At 42.9% G+C, this 18,758-nt stretch carries 16 protein-coding genes; 12 read left to right on the top strand and 4 right to left on the bottom strand.

The genetic code is table 11. From position 1 onward, the window contains the following. The first annotated feature begins 747 nt into the window (after nt 1-747). A complete protein-coding gene (locus tag BLR84_RS20435; RefSeq protein WP_090471847.1) occupies nt 748-3,348 on the top strand; it encodes a GH92 family glycosyl hydrolase in 2,601 nt (866 codons plus the stop codon). A 415-nt stretch (nt 3,349-3,763) separates the two neighbouring features. Then, nucleotides 3,764-4,129 carry a magnetosome magnetite crystal formation protein family gene (locus tag BLR84_RS20425; RefSeq protein ID WP_090471844.1) on the top strand — a complete coding sequence of 122 codons (366 nt, stop codon included), beginning with the start codon at nt 3,764-3,766 and terminating at the stop codon, nt 4,127-4,129. A 151-nt stretch (nt 4,130-4,280) separates the two neighbouring features. On the opposite strand, the gene BLR84_RS20420 is transcribed toward BLR84_RS20425, so the two are convergent. Next, a complete protein-coding gene (locus tag BLR84_RS20420) occupies nt 4,281-5,159 on the bottom strand; it encodes a polyphosphate kinase 2 family protein (RefSeq protein ID WP_090471842.1) in 879 nt (292 codons plus the stop codon). Between the two features lie 278 nt (nt 5,160-5,437). Between BLR84_RS20420 and BLR84_RS20415 the strand changes: the two genes are divergently transcribed. The 4 genes from BLR84_RS20415 (at nt 5,438) to msrB (ending at nt 12,501) form a co-directional block, all read left to right on the top strand. Beyond that, nucleotides 5,438-7,774 carry a penicillin-binding protein 1A gene (locus tag BLR84_RS20415; RefSeq protein ID WP_090471839.1) on the top strand — a complete coding sequence of 779 codons (2,337 nt, stop codon included), beginning with the start codon at nt 5,438-5,440 and terminating at the stop codon, nt 7,772-7,774. A 169-nt stretch (nt 7,775-7,943) separates the two neighbouring features. After that, nucleotides 7,944-11,159: a DPP IV N-terminal domain-containing protein gene (locus tag BLR84_RS20410; RefSeq protein WP_090471837.1), complete on the top strand. Its 3,216-nt coding sequence runs from the start codon at nt 7,944-7,946 to the stop codon at nt 11,157-11,159. Nucleotides 11,160-11,269: 110 nt separating this feature from the next. Continuing rightward, nucleotides 11,270-11,872, top strand: coding sequence for a fasciclin domain-containing protein (locus tag BLR84_RS20405; RefSeq protein WP_090471835.1), 603 nt, complete (start codon nt 11,270-11,272; stop codon nt 11,870-11,872). 152 nt (nt 11,873-12,024) lie between these two features. Further along, on the top strand, nt 12,025-12,501 hold the full coding sequence (gene msrB / locus BLR84_RS20400; protein ID WP_090471832.1) for a peptide-methionine (R)-S-oxide reductase MsrB: 477 nt from the start codon (nt 12,025-12,027) through the stop codon (nt 12,499-12,501). On the opposite strand, the gene BLR84_RS20395 is transcribed toward msrB, so the two are convergent. Then, a complete protein-coding gene (locus BLR84_RS20395; protein ID WP_090471830.1) occupies nt 12,491-12,847 on the bottom strand; it encodes a GIY-YIG nuclease family protein in 357 nt (118 codons plus the stop codon). The two genes, msrB and BLR84_RS20395, sit on opposite strands and share 11 nt — an antisense overlap. 86 nt (nt 12,848-12,933) lie before the next feature. On the opposite strand from BLR84_RS20395, the gene BLR84_RS20390 reads away from it, so the two are divergent. After that, entirely contained in the window at nt 12,934-13,710 is a 777-nt protein-coding gene (locus BLR84_RS20390; protein ID WP_090472341.1) for an XRE family transcriptional regulator, read from the top strand. 74 nt (nt 13,711-13,784) lie between these two features. Further along, nucleotides 13,785-14,159, top strand: a complete 375-nt coding sequence (locus tag BLR84_RS20385; protein ID WP_090471828.1) for a hypothetical protein — start codon at nt 13,785-13,787, stop codon at nt 14,157-14,159. Between the two features lie 76 nt (nt 14,160-14,235). Here the strand turns inward: BLR84_RS20385 and tssD (BLR84_RS20380) are convergent, their stop codons facing one another. Together tssD (BLR84_RS20380) and tssD (BLR84_RS20375) are read right to left on the bottom strand one after the other, a co-directional pair. Beyond that, the gene (gene tssD / locus BLR84_RS20380) at nt 14,236-14,628 is read right to left on the bottom strand and encodes a type VI secretion system tube protein TssD (RefSeq protein ID WP_090471826.1); all 393 of its coding nucleotides are present in this window, start codon (nt 14,626-14,628) and stop codon (nt 14,236-14,238) included. A 40-nt stretch (nt 14,629-14,668) separates the two neighbouring features. Next, nucleotides 14,669-15,067 carry a type VI secretion system tube protein TssD gene (tssD, locus tag BLR84_RS20375; protein ID WP_090472339.1) on the bottom strand — a complete coding sequence of 133 codons (399 nt, stop codon included), beginning with the start codon at nt 15,065-15,067 and terminating at the stop codon, nt 14,669-14,671. 229 nt (nt 15,068-15,296) lie between these two features. Between tssD (BLR84_RS20375) and BLR84_RS20370 the strand changes: the two genes are divergently transcribed. From BLR84_RS20370 to BLR84_RS20355, 4 genes are all read left to right on the top strand, one after another. Beyond that, a complete protein-coding gene (locus BLR84_RS20370; RefSeq protein WP_090471824.1) occupies nt 15,297-15,854 on the top strand; it encodes a hypothetical protein in 558 nt (185 codons plus the stop codon). Between the two features lie 143 nt (nt 15,855-15,997). Next, a complete protein-coding gene (locus BLR84_RS20365; RefSeq protein WP_090471822.1) occupies nt 15,998-17,125 on the top strand; it encodes an aminotransferase class I/II-fold pyridoxal phosphate-dependent enzyme in 1,128 nt (375 codons plus the stop codon). Then, the gene (gene bioD / locus BLR84_RS20360) at nt 17,118-17,735 is read left to right on the top strand and encodes a dethiobiotin synthase (protein WP_090471820.1); all 618 of its coding nucleotides are present in this window, start codon (nt 17,118-17,120) and stop codon (nt 17,733-17,735) included. Before BLR84_RS20365 ends, bioD begins: the two co-directional genes overlap by 8 nt. 70 nt (nt 17,736-17,805) lie before the next feature. Next, nucleotides 17,806-18,711 (top strand): 3-hydroxyacyl-CoA dehydrogenase family protein, encoded by a 906-nt coding sequence (locus BLR84_RS20355; protein WP_090471818.1) that lies wholly within the window; start codon nt 17,806-17,808, stop codon nt 18,709-18,711. The last annotated feature ends 47 nt before the right edge of the window (nt 18,712-18,758 follow it).

The raw sequence follows: 18,758 nt of genomic DNA, 5'->3' as shown, positions 1-18,758 counted from the left end.
ATCGCAGAAACGACTCACCCGATCTGCGCTTCGCTGGATCCCCTCTTCTTCGCCTGCGGCGGAAAGAAGGGATAAAACACATTTCTCACCACGCGTCATTGCGAGGCACGAAGCAATCCCCTACTTACAGAGCCGCTCTTTATAGTATGCGATTGCCATCGGCCGGAGGCCGGGTAATAGCGGTCACTCGACTGGAGCCGAGCGACGGCAGAAGTTACACAATGCAATTTTTCTTCCCCGTCAGCAGATAAGCTTCGGGCGAAAGCAGGCAGAACATGTTAGCCTGTGTGGTTGCAGGGGCATTAGCAAACCTCGCCGAAGCGTGGGGGTAGTGCGAACGAAGTAGCGGCGAGGTTTAGCAGCCCGTGGTTCTGTTTGATTTGCAGGGCAAAGGCCTTGTGCGGCAAAGAAGCATTTCTGGTGACTTGATTTTTGGTTACTTTGTATCAAGACAAAGTAACAGCCTTAGCGGCAATTGAGCGCTCTACGACATATCTATTCGCCCTGTATAAAGGGGATTATTAATGTTGTTTTTGTTCTTATTGGTATTAATGAGCTCCCTCCGGTCGGTTGTCCTCGTCCCTCGCAATGACGCGCGGAAAGAGGGTGGTCGAGCATAGCGATGATCGAGTGAGTCATCTGCGACAATCTTGTTACGCATCTCCCCTGCCCCAACGTCTGCATTTTTTTATCAATTGTAACATTTAAGTTTTAATTTGCGTGATATAATAAACAGCATTTACCTGTATGCCCGCTATAAAATTTGTGCTCCGTAATACTTTAGCATTTACTCTATTATTTGCCACAACGTCTGTGGCGTTAGCCCAAAAGGCGGAAAAGAAAAAAGAGAAGGATTACGCGCAACTGGTTGATCCTTTTATCGGCACTGGCGGACATGGACATACTTATCCCGGCGCTGTGTTGCCTTTTGGTATGGTGCAATTGAGTCCGGATACGCGTTTAACCGGTTGGGATGGCTGTTCGGGCTACCACTTTACAGATACGGTGGTTTATGGCTTTTCGCATACGCATTTGAGCGGTACCGGTATTGCCGATTATTGCGACGTATTATTTATGCCTACCACCGGCGATCCGCAGTTTAAAAACACGGATTACCGCTCGGGCTTTAAAAAGAAAAATGAGCTGGCCACACCGGGCTATTATAAAACCCTGTTGGATAAGTATAATATCGGTGTGGAGCTTACTGCAACTACCCGTGTCGGCGTACACCGCTACAATTACCCCAGCACACCGAAGGCCAATATCATCATTGATCTGCAGCACCGCGATATCGTGATCGACTCCTGGATAGAGGTAGTGAACGATCATGAAGTCCGTGGTTATCGCGAATCCAGGTCATGGGCCAAAGGTCAGCGGGTTTATTTCTATGCCAAATTCTCCAAACCCTTTAAAACTTATGGCATAGCCAGTAACGATCAACTACAGGAAGGCCAGAAAAAGGCAGAAGGCAAAAATATCAAAATGTATTTGCAATTTGATAATCCCGGCGAGCTGATCTCCAAAGTAGGCATATCCACGGTGAGCGCCGAGGGTGCCTTAAAAAACCTGGATGCCGAAGTACCCGATTTCGACTTTAAAAAGATTCAAAAAGCGGCAAGAGCTTCCTGGAATACCGAACTGAACAAGATCCAGGTAGAAGGCGGCGCTCCTACTGTTGCCCAGGCCACACAAGCCGCCCAAACAGAACTCAGGGCAAGCGGCGGCAATGGTCGCGTGCCCAAAGAGAAACGACCGGTAGTGCCCGACTATTCCCACATCAAACAAACCATTTTCTATACTGCCCTGTATCATGCCATGCTTGCGCCAAACATTTATAATGATGTGGATGGGCAATACCTGGGGCTTGATCAAAAAGTACATACCGCGCAGGGTTTTAATTACTACACCGTGTTTTCTTTATGGGATACCTTCCGCGCCGAAAATCCTTTGTTAACACTGATCGACAGGAAACGGACGCGCGATTTTATCAAAACTTTCCTGGCGATGTACGAGCAAGGTGGTTTATTGCCTATATGGCCACTCGCCAGTTCCGAAACTTATTGCATGATCGGCAATCATTCTATCCCGGTTATTGTGGACGCTTATGCCAAAGGCATCCGTGATTTTGATGCTGCCGAAGCCTTTACCGCCATGAAAGCCGCAGTAAACCGCGATCAATTTGGTTTGGATAATTACCGTAGAAATGGTGCTGTACAAGCCGACGCGCAAAAGGAATCTGTTTCGAAAACGCTGGAGTATGCTTATGACGATTGGTGCATTGCCCAAATGGCTAAAATGCTGGATAAGCCACAGGATTATACCAACTACATCCAACGTGCCCAATACTGGAAAAACGTATATAATAACCAGAACGGTTTTATGCAGGCCCGGGTCAACGGCGGTTGGTTCGCCCCTTTTAACCCTACCGATATCAACCGCAATTATACCGAAGGCAACTCCTGGCAATACTCCTTCCTGGTACCACAGGATGTTGATGGATTGATAACGCGCATGGGTGGCAAACAGGCATTTGAAGCCAAACTGGACGAACTATTTACCACCGATTCCAAACTGAGTGGTAACGCTCCGCCTGATGTGGCTGGCCTAATCGGACAGTACGCGCATGGCAACGAGCCGAGCCACCACATGGCCTACCTGTATAACTTTACCGATTCGCCCGATAAAACCCAGTTTTATATCGACCGTATCCTACGCGAGGAATACAGCGAAAAACCGGATGGCCTGGCTGGCAATGAAGATTGCGGACAAATGTCGGCCTGGTATGTGATGAGTTCCCTGGGTATTTATAACATAGCGCCGGGGCAAAATCAGTTCCTGGTGGGAATCCCCCAGTTTGATAAGGCTACGGTTTACCTGGAGAATGGCAAAAAACTCACCATCACCAATTCGGGTGCGGGTATGAGCAGGGCCAATACGTATTTACAGGGCATGAGTCTCGCCAAAAAATCATACAATAAACTGTACTTAAATTACAGCGACATCGCCGATGGCGGCGAGTTTGAAGTGTTTACCGGCAGGCTCTCCAACAAACTGTTTTTGCAGGATCTGGAAAAACCCATATCCGCTATCAGCGATAATCCCATCGTGGCTAATCCTTACATTATAGCGCCATCCAAAACATTCAAACAGCCTTTCAGTATCCAGATCAAAAGCGCGGATGCCGATGCTAAAATATATTATACACTCGATGGATCGGCACCAACCGCTGGTTCAACATTGTATAGCGCACCCTTAACTATCTCCGCCAGTACAACGGTTAAGGCCATCGCTGTGGTCAATGGTAAAAGCAGCTTTATTGATGAGGCCAGTTTTGTGAAGGAAAATTGAGCAGAAGATAAATATCCGAGTTTATAAGTGTTACAATATTCACGTCATGCCGAATTTATTTCGGCATCCCATATGCATAGCTATACAACATGGTGATTAATTTGTCCTGAGAGATCCTGAAACAGGTTCAGGATGACTCCGTCTTTTATTTAATGTGCCTACGTTGGGTTAGCCTCAAGGTCCCTTTCAGGAGACCCTGAGGGGACAAAATTAGCATCTCTATCGTAAAAGATTTCTCACTTCGTTCAAGAGATAGTTTCTCCTCGTTCCTCCTCGAAATGACATTTGATTCTTTTTCTTGGTTCCGATAAGTCAAAAACGCGCGAAAATACCATGTAGAATAATTAACAAAAAATTCAAACATTTGGTAGTGAAATATGGTTAGCTTTATTAAATCATTAATTAACCTATCACCATGAACGACTCACCATCAACAGACAGCGGCAAAACAGCCGGAATTGTTAGTTATTTCTTTATCATCGGTTGGCTTATCGCTTATTTCGCTATGTATAAGGATAATAAAACCGCGCAGGCAAGCTATCAGTTAAGACAAACTCTACTATTTCACATTGCCTCTATGATCATTTATTATGCTGCCGGGGCCATTTTCGCAGCTATATTTTTCTCCGGAGGAGGCACTATTGGTTATTCCCTTTTTTGGGTAATCAGGCTTGGCTTATTCATTTTATGGGTAATAGGCTTTATAGGAGCCATTAACGGCGAAAGCAAACCTATACCGCTTATCGGCGAAAGAGCACAAACTATGTTCTCGAGTATATAATCAGAGAGATTTCAGGGGTGTCACCCTGAGCTTGTCGAAGGGCGTGCGCAGAGGCCTCCTCCATTATGCTTCGACGATGCTTAGCATGACACCTTTTTTTAAGACTTACGAAGTTTTGAAAACTTCGTAGGTCTCCCTCTTCACTAATGCCTCACTCCTTTTCCAATATATTTTTCGCATCATCCAGCCTACCTTTTTCTTCTTTGGTCAGTACGGGGTATTTAAGTTTCAGGTCGCTAATGGTTTGAAGTATAACGGTTGAAATGGCAATCCTGGTAAACCATTTTTTATCGGCGGGTATCACATACCAGGGGCAATCCTTGGTGGCTGTCTCCCGGATAGCCTTTTCATAGGCTTTCATATATTCGTCCCAATGTTTACGTTCTTCAATATCAGCCAGGGAAAATTTCCAGTTCTTTTTCGGGTCGTCTATTCGCTCCAAAAAACGTTCTTTTTGCTCGTCTTTAGACACGTGCAGAAAAAACTTAATAATTACTGTCCCGTTAGCAGTAAGGTGCTCTTCAAACGCACGGATGCTTTTATAACGCTCGTTCCAAAATTTGGAGTCGATGTCTTTCACACTATCTATGCCGGGCAAGTGCTCTTTTAATACCAGTTCCGGGTGCACTTTGGTAACCAGCACATTTTCATAATGCGAGCGGTTATGGATACCGATACGCCCGCGCTCGGGAAGCGATCTGTAATGCCGCCATAAAAAATCGTGTTCATAATCCTCAGTGCTGGGTTGTTTAAAACTATACACCTGGCAGCCCTGCGGATTTAAACCCGATAGTGTATGTGCTATGGCGCTATCTTTACCAGCCGCGTCCATCGCTTGAAAAATGATCAGTAGCGCATATTTATTGGCAGCATAAAGCTCGGTTTGCAGGTCGAATGTTTCTTCTATCAGTGCGGTGAGCACTTCCTGGGCATCATCCTTCTCAAAACCATCGGCATAGGCCGCATCATGATCCTTAAGCGAAAACCCTTTACCATTATCAATCTTAAACTTGTTAATTATGTTACTCATATCAAAAAAATTGCTTTACAGTTTTGTCAACTTAAAATTTAGATGTTAAAATTGCGTTGATAATGATGCTGTTTGTTTAAATTTATAAATATCCACACCCAAAGGGCCAATTCGATTTGACCCAACCTATAGTAAAAAGGTTTTAAGGTACTGATAATTTAATGCCTTATGCTTGCAAACAGGTTGGTGACGGGTATACTGTAACTTTTATGTAAACTGTATATATTAATATTTGTTTGATACTATGATTTAGTGTCATTATTTTACATCTTTACCCAATGTTCCGACGTATACGAAACCGATTTCTTAGATATTTCGCCATATTTATTTACTTCGTCATCATCTTTTTTTGTTGTATCGAACTCAATTTCCTCTGGCTTTCAGGTTACTCACCTGACATGCAGGATATTAAAAACCCAGTAATGTCTGTTGGTTCTGAGGTATATACAGCCGATGGTAAGCTGATTGGCCAGTACTATAAAGAGAATCGCTCCCCTGTCGAGCTAAAAAACATCTCTCCCAACCTCATCAACGCCCTTATATCAACCGAAGACGTCCGCTTTTACAAGCATAACGGTGTTGATTTCTACTCGTTTTTTACCAGTATGCTATCCACTGCCAAAGGCGAACGCCGCGGGGGCAGTACTATTACACAACAGCTGGCCAAAAACCTGTTCGAAACCCGTAAACGCAAATCGCAGGGCTTTATTAAACATATCCCGGTGATTCGTACCATCGTTTACAAGTGTAAGGAGTGGCTTACCGCTTTTAAAATTGAGCATGTTTATAACAAGGAGCAAATACTTACGCTGTATTTAAACACGGTACCTTTTGGTAACAACTCCTTCGGCATTAAAACCGCCTCATTAAAATATTTTAATAAAACACCGGATAAGGTTACGCCGGCAGAAGCGGCATTGCTTATTGGCATGCTCAAGGCTACCTCGAGCTACAATCCTATTAAAAATCCAGATCGTGCTTTGGAGCGCCGTAATACGGTTTTAAGCCAGATGCAGAAATATGGCTACCTCACCAAAGTTGGTTATGATACCAGTTTCAAATCGCCCATCAAGCTTAACCTGAGCTATGTGGAAGAAGATTCACATGGCGACTCGTACCTGCGCCGCGCGGTAGAAAAATGGCTGGATAAATGGTGTAAGGAGAATGGCTATAACCTGTACGAGGATGGTTTAAAGATATACACCACCATCGACTCGCATCTGCAGCAGTATGCCGAAGAAGCCGTTGCCGAAAAAATGAAGATGCTGCAAAAGCGCTTCAACAACCTGTGGGGCAACAAAAACCCATGGCGCGACTCCAAAGGTGTAGAGATCAAGGATTTTATCTTGAAAAACGAACAACGGCTGCCCATATTCAGTTTGCTGGAAAAGAAATACAAAGGCGATACCGTTCAAATTCAGCAGTATTTTAAACAGAAAAAACGGATGACCGTTTTTACCTGGAACGGCGAAAAAGACACTACATTTTCGACTATCGACTCGATCAAATACTATGCGCATATCCTGAATACCGGTATGATGACCCTTGAGCCATCAACAGGTAAAATAAAAGTATGGATAGGCGGTATCGATCATCGCTTTTTTAACTACGATCACGTGAACCAGGCACGCCGTCAGGCGGGTTCAACCTTTAAGCCTTTCGCTTATTTAACCGCATTGGATAATGGTTTTACTCCCTGCGATAAATTCACCGATAAACCCGTTACCATAAAATACAAAGATAACGGCAAGGATGAAGTTTGGCAACCCAACAATGCCGACTTTAATTTCTCGTACCGCGAAATGTCATTACGCTGGGCCATGGGTAAATCTGTAAACTCCATTACCGCGCAACTCACCGAAAAGGTAGGCTGGGATAAAATTGTGGAATATGCCCATAAGTGCGGTATCGAAAGTCCGTTGAAATCGGTACCATCGGTATCATTAGGTTCAAACGATGTTTCGGTTTTTGAAATGGTAAGAGCATATAGCACCTTCCTAAACAAGGGCCAGAAATTAGACCCCATACTGGTAACCAGAATTGAAGATCAGGACGGCAGCGTATTAAAAGAGTTTACCTTAAAACAGGAACAGGTGATCAGTCCGGAAACAGCATGGCTGATGTTGTACATGTTCCGCGGTGGTATGGAAGAACCGGGAGGTACATCACAGGCTTTATGGGAATACCCTGGACTGTGGAAAAAAGACAACCAGATTGGTGGCAAAACCGGTACATCTTCAGATTATGTCGATGGCTGGTATATGGGTATTACTAAAGACCTGGTAACCGGTATATGGGTTGGCGCTGATGATCGCAGCGTACACTTCACCACCTCCGAAACCGGCGAAGGATCGCACACGGCCCTGCCCATTTTTGGCCGCTTTATGGAGAAAGTTTATGCCGATCCAAAATCGGGATATACTTACGGGTCGTTCCCGAAACCATGGGTAAAAATCACCAAGGAATATAATTGTCCGTCGCCAAGAATAGTGACCGATACAGCGACAGTTGACAGTACAAGCAACCCTATTGATACAACGCACGTATTACCTACACCGGCAGCACCAACCACTACACCTGAAAATCCGGAAGGTACGCCACCGGCAAATAAATAGTGTGAGTTGATGTGCGGATTTCAGATGTGCAGATATGCAGATGCGCGAGGTGCAAATGATGAATAAATGTTACATTTCACTTATTTATCATCTGCATATTTGCACATCCGCACATCTGCACATCCACACATATTTTTCATTAAATTAGCGATATCTATTTAGTTAAGTTATGAATAAACACTACCCCTTATCAAATAAGGCCAAAAAGCTCACCCTTATATTCCTTTGTCTTATAGGTTCTTTATTGATAAGTACTGGTGCCCATGCCCAGTATTTCGGGCAAAATAAGGTACGTTATAAAAACCTCAAGTTTAAAGTTTATAAAACCCCGCATTTTGAAATTTACTATTACCTAAAAAATGATAGTATGGTAAAGCGCTTTGCCCAGGAAAGTGAGCTGTGGTATACTTTACATCAGCAGGTTTTTAAAGACACTTTTAAAACGGCCAATCCTATCATCCTATACGCCAACCACCCCGATTTTCAGCAAACTACCGCTATCGACGGCGAAATTGGTGTGGGTACCGGCGGTGTTACCGAAGGCCTCAAGAACCGGGTAGTAATGCCGGTGATGGAAACCAACCAAACCACCCGCCATGTTATCGGGCACGAGTTGGTGCACGCCTTTCAGTACCGGGCGCTACAGGCTGGTGAAGGCGATAGTTTTGAGGAGATCAACAACATCCCGCTATGGATGATCGAGGGTATGGCCGAGTATCTGTCATTAGGTAAAAAGGATTCCTACACAGCCATGTGGATGCGTGATGCGTACCTGAACCATGATATCCCTTCGGTGCGCGATCTTACGGAAAGCAATAAGTATTTCCCTTATCGTTATGGTGAGGCTTTCTGGTCGTTCCTAGGCTCTACTTATGGCGATACAGTCATTGTACCATTCTTTAAGAATACGGCCCGTTACGGCCTTAATTATGGCATCAGGCGCACCTTTGGGTATGATGACAAGACCTTGTCGCGCTTATGGAAAACCTCCATCGAAAACACTTACAAACCTTTTTTAAAAGATACGGTTCAAAAACCGGTTGGTCTTAAGCTGATCGACAGTAAAACAGGCGGCGACCTGGTAGTGGCACCAGCAGTGAGTCCGGATGGTAATTACGTGGCCTTTCTATCGGCTAAAAGTTTGTTCTCTATCGACCTTTATCTCGCCGACGCGCATACGGGGCGCATCTTACGAAAGCTCACAAGTAAGGTATCCAACACGCATATTGATGAGTTTAACTTTATAGAATCGGCAGGCACATGGTCGCCGGATGGTAAGCGCTTTGCCTTCAGTGTATTCAGCAAAGGCCGTAACCGGATGATCGTAGTGGATGTAGCCAGCGGCAATACACTGAACGATGTATCGATGGAAAAAGCTGAGCAGTTCAGTAATTTATCCTGGTCGCCTAACGGCAAGGACATTGTCTTCCAGGGATTATCGGAAGGCCAGGGCGATCTGTATTCTTATAATTTCGATACTAAAAAGGTTACCCAATTGACCAATGATAAATATTCCGATTACCAGCCCAGTTATTCCAGGGATGGTAAAAAGATCATCTTCTCGAGCGATAGAAGCACTTATGATCAATCTTTAGAGCAGGATATCCCCTTTAACCTGGCCGAACTTGACGTGGCTACAGGCAAAGTAACCGACATCAAAATATTCAACGGCTCCAACAACCTGAACCCGCAATACTCTGCTGATGGTTCGCAGGTATACTTTTTATCCAACCGCGATGGCTTCCGCAATATGTACCGTTACACCCTCAGCAGCGGTAAAATTGAGCAAATGACCGATCTGTTTACGGGCATCTGTGGTATTACCGAGTATTCACCGGCATTAAGTATCTCCAATCACGATGATGTGGTTTACTCCTATTATCGTGCTCAAAAATATTCCATTTATAATGCAAAGGCATCTGATTTTAAACCGGCTACTTTGCAGGCAACTGATGTAAACTTTAACGCTGGCATACTACCACCGGCCCGTGCAGTTGGCGTCGATCTGATCAACTCCAATTTGAATAATTACCTGGCCTATAAAAAGATCCCGGCCGATTCGGTTGTCAACGTTGCCTACAAGCCCAAGTTTAAGCTTGATTATTTAGCTGGTAGCGGGATTGGTATTGGCGTAAGCAGTTTTTATGGCACAAGTCTTTCAAGCGGCATACAGGGCGTGTTCAGTGATATACTCGGTCGCAATCAGATCTTCGCTGCGGCGTCAGTCAACGGACAGATCTATGACTCTGGTGCAGCAATAACCTACGTAAACCAAACCGGCAGATGGAACCTCGGCTTTGGCATATCGCATATCCCATACCAATTTGGTATACAAACCCGAACATTCCCAACAAAAAGTGTAAGCGGCAAAAACGAAACAGTCCTTTCAGACAATATTGACATCATCCGAAATTTTGAAGATGCAGCCAGGGTGTTTACCTCCTATCCTATCTCAAAAACCACACGTTTCGAAATTGGAGCAGGCGCTTCCTATAACTCCTACCGGGTTGACCGTTACAGCGACTATTACGCGTTGGACACCACTATCAATGCCGATAAAAGTAAAACCATCACCACAAATTATTTAACATCTGATAAGAAAAAGATAGCTAATGATGATGAAAGTAAGTTGATTGGTACCAGCTTAAAATCATACTCGCTTTTCCAGGTATCAACCGCTTTAGTGGGTGATAATTCTTTCTTCGGCGTAACCGCGCCGCTCAATGGTTTCAGGTATCGCCTGGAAGCTGAATATAATTTTGGTACCTACCATTTCTTTGCGCCAACTATCGATCTCCGGAAATATGTACGCGTTGAACCCGTTACCTTCGCGGCCAGGTTTTATGGTTACGGGCGTTTTGGTGGCGATGCCACGGGGCTTTATCCTTTATACGTAGGCTATCCTTTTTACATCCGTGGTTACGAAGGGCAAACCTTTTACAACAATGGCAAAGCCGGTACAAATGGTTTCAGCATCGATCAGCTATCGGGTAGCCGCATTGCGGTATTTAACTTCGAGGTGCGCTTACCTTTCACCGGTCCGGAGAAACTGGCCCAGATCAAATCAAAATTCCTGTTTACCGATCTTAACTTATTTTTCGACGCGGGCCTGGCCTGGAACGCCGGTGATCATATCTATTTCCAGAAAAACCCACCGGTAATAGGTCAGCAACCTGTACTTAATGACGATGGTACACCTACTGTAGTGAACGGGCAACCGGTTACCGAGCCGGTATACGGCAGGGTTCCGGCATTAAGCGCGGGTATATCATTAAGGATCAATGTATTTGGGGCATTTGTATTGGAGCCGTACCTGGCCATTCCGTTTAATCGTACCGATGTTAAAAAACCATTATTTGGCTTAGGATTTACACCAGGATGGTAACTAAATGATCATCTAAAAGTAAAAGCGACCATAAAGTCGCTTTTTTTATTTAAAACCTAAACGGCTTAAAATAGTTATCAAATAATATCTGTTTATATTTGCAGCCTGATATGAAAAAAATACTGTTGTTGAGTTTGGCTCTGATGATGTGTAGCTTCGCCGTACTTGCCCAGGCAGCTGATGCCGACCCTGTTAGCAATGTGCCGGCTTCAGGCACGATGAAAACCATTGCCGGGGATGCCATGTTACCAGCCAACGATATTGTACAAAATATAGCTACAGACAAGGATCTGTCCATATTCTATAATTTTGTGAATTCGACCAATTTAGCCGAGACATATAAAAGCAAAGGCCCTATTACCATCTTCGCTCCTGCTAACGAAGCATTTGAAAGTTTATCTCCCGGTAAGCTCGATTCATTGTTAAAACCAGCGCATGTTTGGGAGTTAACTCATATAATTGCCTATCATGCTGTAGCCGGGAAATTTAGCGCTAAAGAATTACATAAGCTCATCAATAAGCATAAAGGTTCAACCACTTTAACTACCATTAGCGGAGGTAAATTGATCGCTAAAATTGATGACAATAATAATATCACATTGGAGGATGAAACCGGTGGCCGGTGTATCATTAGCCGGTCTGATATTACACAAAGCAACGGCGTAGTCCACATCATCAGCAAAGTGTTGTTACCCAAACCAAAAGCCGTATAATAATACAGGCGAATGACAATCTGCCTAAAGCAGCATTACGTATTTAAGATATAATGAATTGTAAGGTTTAGTTGCTAATAACGACTAAGCACACAGAAGCACGATGGCTGTAATAGCTCATCATTCTATTTATATTGATTAAATACTTAAAAATGAAAATATCAGTTTTAGCAGTAGCGATATTATTTATTGTAGCCGCGTTTGGCTGTCAGAACAGCAGTGGGCAGGGTGACAAACGGAAGCTGAGCAAACCAGCAGAAGAGTGGAAGAAAACATTAACACCCAACCAATACCACATCATGGTTGAAAGCGGAACAGAGCTGCCGTATCAAAACGACTATTGGAACAATCACCAAAAGGGTGTTTACGTAAGCGCAGCTACCGGCGAAGTATTATTTAGCTCCGACGATAAGTTTGACAGCGGAACAGGCTGGCCAAGTTTTGTTAAACCCGTCGATTCCACAAAAGTTGCCATTGTGTATGATGACAGTTACGGCATGAGCCGCGACGAGGTTATTGAAAAAAGCACCGGTTTACACCTGGGTCATGTTTTTGACGATGGCCCCGCCAACCGCGGTGGCAAAAGATATTGCATGAACTCGGGCGCATTAAAATTTATTAAAAAGTAACCGCCCGGCGATTAGCATTTACAGATGGGCGCAATTGCGGCCTTACCCGTAAACCACTTTCAAACTTTAAACCAATGGTCAGATCTATCCAATCAGGGTTAACAGGTCTGATCATTTTTTCTTTTTGCGGGCGGGTGTAGGTGCTTACTACTTTGAAACGCTCCATAGCCTGCTCTTCGGTATTGATCTCTTCAAAATAAACCAAACGGTTAAGCTGCTGCGCGCTGTCGAAAAATAAAGTGGGCATGTCGCTATAAAATTGCAGAGTCTTTACAAGATCTGAGCATAAACCAACGTGAAGATTTTTCCTGTTTCTGTCGGTGATGATATATACAAAACGTTTCATTTTATGATAAAAATTTTGGTGAACCAATATTTATTACTAACTTTATGAGCATAAAATTACTAATAATTTTAGCAAATGCAAATTTTATGTCAATAATTTCACAAAATATTAAGTTTCTCCGCAAAAAGAAGGGTTTAACCCAGCAACAATTTGCCGACCAGTTAGGTATAAAACGTTCATTAGTAGGCGCATATGAAGAAGAAAGAGCTGAACCAAAATACGAACTACTAAAAACTTTAGCAATATTTTTTGACATTACTATTGATGATTTCATTAATGAGAGCATCGATGAAAAATGGGCGCCAAAACCAAAAGGCAATCCAGCCAACCTGCGTATACTAAGTATCTCTGTTGATAAGGAGGATAATGAAAATATTGAAATGGTACCGCTAAAAGCAAGTGCGGGCTATTTGAATGGCTATGCCGATCCGGAATATGTATCTCAATTACCCAAATTTTATCTGCCTATGTTTAAACAAGGCACCTACCGTGCTTTTGAAATAAAAGGCGACTCAATGCTGCCTATATTATCAGGCGATATTATTATAGGTGAATACCTGGAAAACTGGGCCGACATTAAAAGCGGCGAAACTTATATCGTGATATCTAAAAACGATGGTGTGGTATATAAACGCGTTGGTAATAAATTTAAAGAAAACAAAAAACTCAAGCTGATATCAGATAACCCCGTTTACGAGCCTTATGAAATAAACGGCGAGGATGTGCTGGAAATATGGAAAGCAAAAGGCTATATCTCTACACAATTGCCGCAACCAACACCTGAGCCTACAATGGAAAGCCTCACCAGTATGATGGCTCAAATGCAGCGCTCCATATCAAATTTACAACAAAGCAACAATTAAGTTACATCGGCTTATTTAAACCTTTACGGTATATCTTTATCCTAAGATTATAAAACGTAATAAATTAAAGAGCTATGAAAAAATTATTGTTAATGTGCTGTTTCCTGATCGGGATTTCGGCGGTAAGCCATGCACAAGGTGGCGGTATGAGAAAAAGTCCGGAAGAGAGGGCTAAAGATCTGCAAACACTGCTAAAGCTTTCTGATGACCAAACCACTGAAATAACCGCTATATATAAAGAGCAGGCTACAAAGATGGATAGCGTAAGAACAGCAGCTAATGGCGACAGAGATGCCATGAGAAGCGCCATGCGCCCAATGATGGAAACTACCAATACAAAAATTAAAGCTGTTTTAACAGCCGACCAGGCAGCCGCCTATGATAAGGCAATGAAAGACAGAATGGACAGAATGAGACAAGGCGGCGGAGGTAGTGGTTCACAGAACTAACAGCGCCCAGCTTATAAAAAACAAAGGCTGCCTTTTTACAAGGCAGCCTTTGTTTTTTATGTATAAATCATGCGGCTTATTTAGGCCAGTCGTTTTCATGCACGGCGTTACCTAAGGTTAACTTGCGTGCAGATATCACAAAGCTCAGTGTCATTGGGTTATTGCCAGTGATAGATATACCCTCGTTGTATTGTATAAGGTATCCTTCTTCAAAAGATAGTTCCTTCATCTTGGCATCCTCGTCTGATTTTTTAAAGGTTATCTTTCCGCTTAGCGGTTTGTACTGGTTATTCACCATTGATTCAATAACTGAAGTATCTTCGGTCGACTCTACCTCAACCTGAATGGTACCGCCGTATACGCCCGAGGAAGGGCGGCCTTTGGCATCTACATCCCTGTTTAATGAAAAACTGCATTGCAACACGTCAAATTCTTTTGACCCGATAGTTATCCTTGCTTTGAAAGCCATGTTATGATAAATTAAAAACTTTTAACAATTAATAAGACTCTTAGTTTTTGCCCGGCCAGTCATTGATGTGCTCGGCCTCACCAACTTTAAGCGTCCTGGCCGAAATTACGAATTTCATGCTCATCGGCACCTCTCCAACTATATTTATTCCTTCATCATAGGCTATAATGTAGCTGTCGTCAAAAGTAAGTTCCTTCATTTTGGCATCTTCTTCTGATTTTCTGATCAGCAGGGTGCCTTTAAAAGGTTTAAACTGGTTGTTTACCATTGTTTCAATAATGGAAGTGTCTTCAGTTGATTCTATCTCAACTTCAATTTTTCCGCCGTAAACACCCGATGAAGGGCGTCCTTTAGAATCAACATCGCGGTCAAGCGCGTAAGAACAGGTGAGTACATCATAATCCCTGCCCGAAAAATTTAATCTTGCTTTGAAAGCCATAAAGTTAAACTTGGTAGTTATTTTAAATAAAGTGCCGGCTTTCGGCACTTTAACTCCTAAACCACAAATAAAAGCAAATATTGTTTACTAAAGAATAAAAAATATTTACTAAGTTATTTTTATTAACTATTGCTATAATTAAACAAACAATATATATTTTTGCTTATCATCTATCTATTAAAAAAACAATAGTGTTTCCACACTAAATATTAACCAAAATTTAAATCAAATGAAGCTTACCTCCGAAGAAGCTATTAATAAGCTCATAACCAAAAGTGCTAATAAATTTGAACATGAAATTTACCTCATCAGAAGAGGCAGATTAGAATACGTACACCATAACAACAACAGCATTCAGTTTAAAAGCAGCGTGCCGCCTAAACAAACCACCGGGAAAGATGTCAACGAGGCAAAACACTGGTATAGGTGCATGTCGCAAAATGATTTTTTACACCTGAAAAGAAGGGATGTATTATTAGGCGGAGACAGCTACGGTGGTATTGCCACCAACTTTGACTATGCCAGCAGTTATTTTAGCGATACCAACAGCCACATTGTAGAGTTTGAAACTATTACCGATGCTCCGCTGCTGTATCACACTTTCCTGGGATTAAATACCGGCAAGGGCACACCAGCAGGTCCTAAAGGCGAAGGAGACGGTGGCACCTTCGGTCTTGGTAAAACAGGCTACCTGGGTGGTAAAGCAGGAGATAAGTTTAACGAACTGCTGGAACGCACACAAATTACCTGGCGGCTGGTAGCCTGCAAGCTCCCGCTGCCGGCTTAAACAAAACTATAAAAGCAAAAAGGGAATGGGTATCCGTTCCCTTTTTTTATTGCGGATAGATGCGGTTAGTGAGCCTAAAAAATAAATGATTTCGCCCCGTGTATAAACGGTAACTTTTTACCTTTGCACAAATCATTTCTATTTTGACATCTGCCGAAAAATATATCGAAAGCAAACTCGAGGAACGACGATCATCAGGCATTTACAGGACATTAAAACCCGAGAACGATCTTATTGATTTTTGTTCTAACGATTATCTTGGCTTTGCACGGTCTGTAGCTTTAAAAAGCAGCATTGATCTGGAAGTACAAAATCACCCGCAAAGTTTAAATGGCTCAACCGGGTCGCGATTATTATCGGGCAATTTACAATATGCCGAAGACCTGGAGAAAAGCATTGCCGCGTATCATCAGTATCAGGCCGGTCTACTTTTTAATTCGGGATATGATGCCAACCTGGGTTTGTTATCCTCATTAGCGCTACGGGGCGATACCATTATATTGGATGAACTGATCCATGCCTCGGCTATTGATGGCGCCAGACTAAGCTATGCCAATCGTTATAGCTTTAAACATAATGATACCGGTAGCCTGGAAGCAAAGTTAAAACTGGCTAAAGGAAATTGTTATGTAGTGATAGAAAGTGTTTATTCCATGGATGGGAATACTCCCCCACTATTGGATATATTGAACATCGCCGAAAGATATGGCGCCCATCTAATTGTTGACGAAGCACATGCAGTAGGTTTATATCCTAAAGGATTGGTAACTGAGCTCGGCTTACAGGGCAAGGTCTTCGCTTCCTTGGTTACTTTCGGCAAAGCGCTGAGTGGCCATGGGGCTATTATACTGGGCAGCGACATATTAAGACAATATCTGATAAACTTTGCCCGTCCTTTTATCTATACTACAGCTGCTTCCTTTCATCAACTGGCCTCCATAAAAATGGCTTACCAGCTGTTAAATAATGCAGAACCGGAGATCATCAGCCTTAAAAACAACATTAAACTGTTTAAAGAACAAATCAAACCAGAAAGCGTATATCCATTGCTAAATAGCGACAGCCCTATTCAATGTATCGTATTTAAGAGTAATGACAAGGCCCGTGACATAGCAAACATTCTGCAAAATAAAGGGTTTGATGTAAGAGCCATACTTAGCCCAACCGTTGCAACAGGAACCGAAAGGATAAGGATATGCCTGCACGCGTTTAATACAGCCAATGATATAAACAAACTTGCCACCATTATTAATCAGTTTATAAATGCCTGATAAACAACCTATATTCATTACCGGCATAGGCACTGGTGTTGGTAAAACCATTATTTCGGCCATCGTAACAGAAAAGCTGAAGGCCGACTACTGGAAGCCCATACAGTCCGGGGATCTGGATAGCAGCGATACCTTAAAAGTGCGGGGCCTGGTATCAAACAAAACTACCCGTTTCTATCCCGAAGCTTACCAGTTAACACAGCCTTTCTCGCCGCATAAATCTGCCGCCATTGATAAAATAGTGATAGATATTCAAGCTATCATTCCTCCCCAAACCAATAACCAACTGGTTATTGAAGGCGCCGGGGGGCTGATGGTACCATTGAATGATGATGAATTGATCATTGATCTGATCAAACAATTAAACGCGAAGGTGATACTGGTATCACAAAATTACCTGGGTAGCATCAATCATACCCTGCTATCGCTTAGCATGCTTAAACAATACGATATACCGGTAATGGGTATTATATTTAATGGCGATAAGGATATTTACTCAAAAACATTTATCCTCAACTACTCCGGCATAACCGAACTGGGTCACGTACCCTCATTCGATAACATCACGGCCAAAACAATACTTGAAGCAGGAAGCTATATTACTTTATAATGATAGCGTAATATTTTGTCAAATAAATAATTTGCCTCAACTTAGCTTTTACCATTTATAAGCACATACTATGAAAAATATTACCGTAATAGGTTCAGGGACAATGGGCAACGGCATAGCTCATACTTTTGCCCAGCATAATTTTGAAGTGTCATTAGTTGATATTAATGCCGAAGCTTTGAATAAGGCTGTACAAACCATTACCAACAACCTTGATCGTCAGCTAAAAAAAGGTGCTATCGATGAGCAATTAAAAAATGATACACTTAATCGCATCAAAACATATACTGACCTGCAGTCTGGAGTTGCGAATGCCGATCTGGTGATAGAGGCAGCTACTGAAAACCGTGAAATCAAACTAAAGTTATTTAAGCAGCTCAGTGATATTTGTAGCGATAAAGTAATCCTGGCTTCCAATACCTCGTCCATATCCATTACACAAATTGCCGCGGTTACCAAAAATCCTGGCAACGTGATAGGTATGCACTTTATGAACCCGGTACCGGTAATGAAGCTGGTAGAAGTGATCAGGGGATATGCTACTACCGATGAAGTTACACAAACTGTGATGCAGCTGTCCAGAACTTTAGGGAAAGATCCGGTTGAGGTGAATGACTACCCGGGCTTTGTTGCCAACCGGATCCTGATGCCAATGATCAACGAAGCCGTTTATACCCTGTATGAGGGCGTTGCCGGTGTTGAAGAGATCGACACCGTGATGAAACTGGGTATGGCACACCCCATGGGCCCCTTGCAACTGGCTGATTTTATTGGACTTGATGTTTGCCTGGCCATTTTAAAGATATTATATGATGGCTTTGGTAATCAAAAATACGCGCCTTGCCCCTTATTGGTGAATATGGTAAGTGCCGGACATCTGGGTGCAAAATCAGGCAACGGCTTTTACAAGTATACTCAGGGCAGTAAAGAGCTGCTGGTAGCCGACAAATTCACCAAAAATTCATTAAACCTATAATTATCCCGATGGTCTATAATCTGTAAGTATTTCTTAATTAAAACATT

Source organism: Mucilaginibacter sp. OK268 (genome assembly GCF_900103125.1).
In the GTDB taxonomy this organism is placed as follows: Bacteria; Bacteroidota; Bacteroidia; order Sphingobacteriales; family Sphingobacteriaceae; genus Mucilaginibacter.
This window is presented reverse-complemented; position numbering and strand designations above follow the sequence as displayed.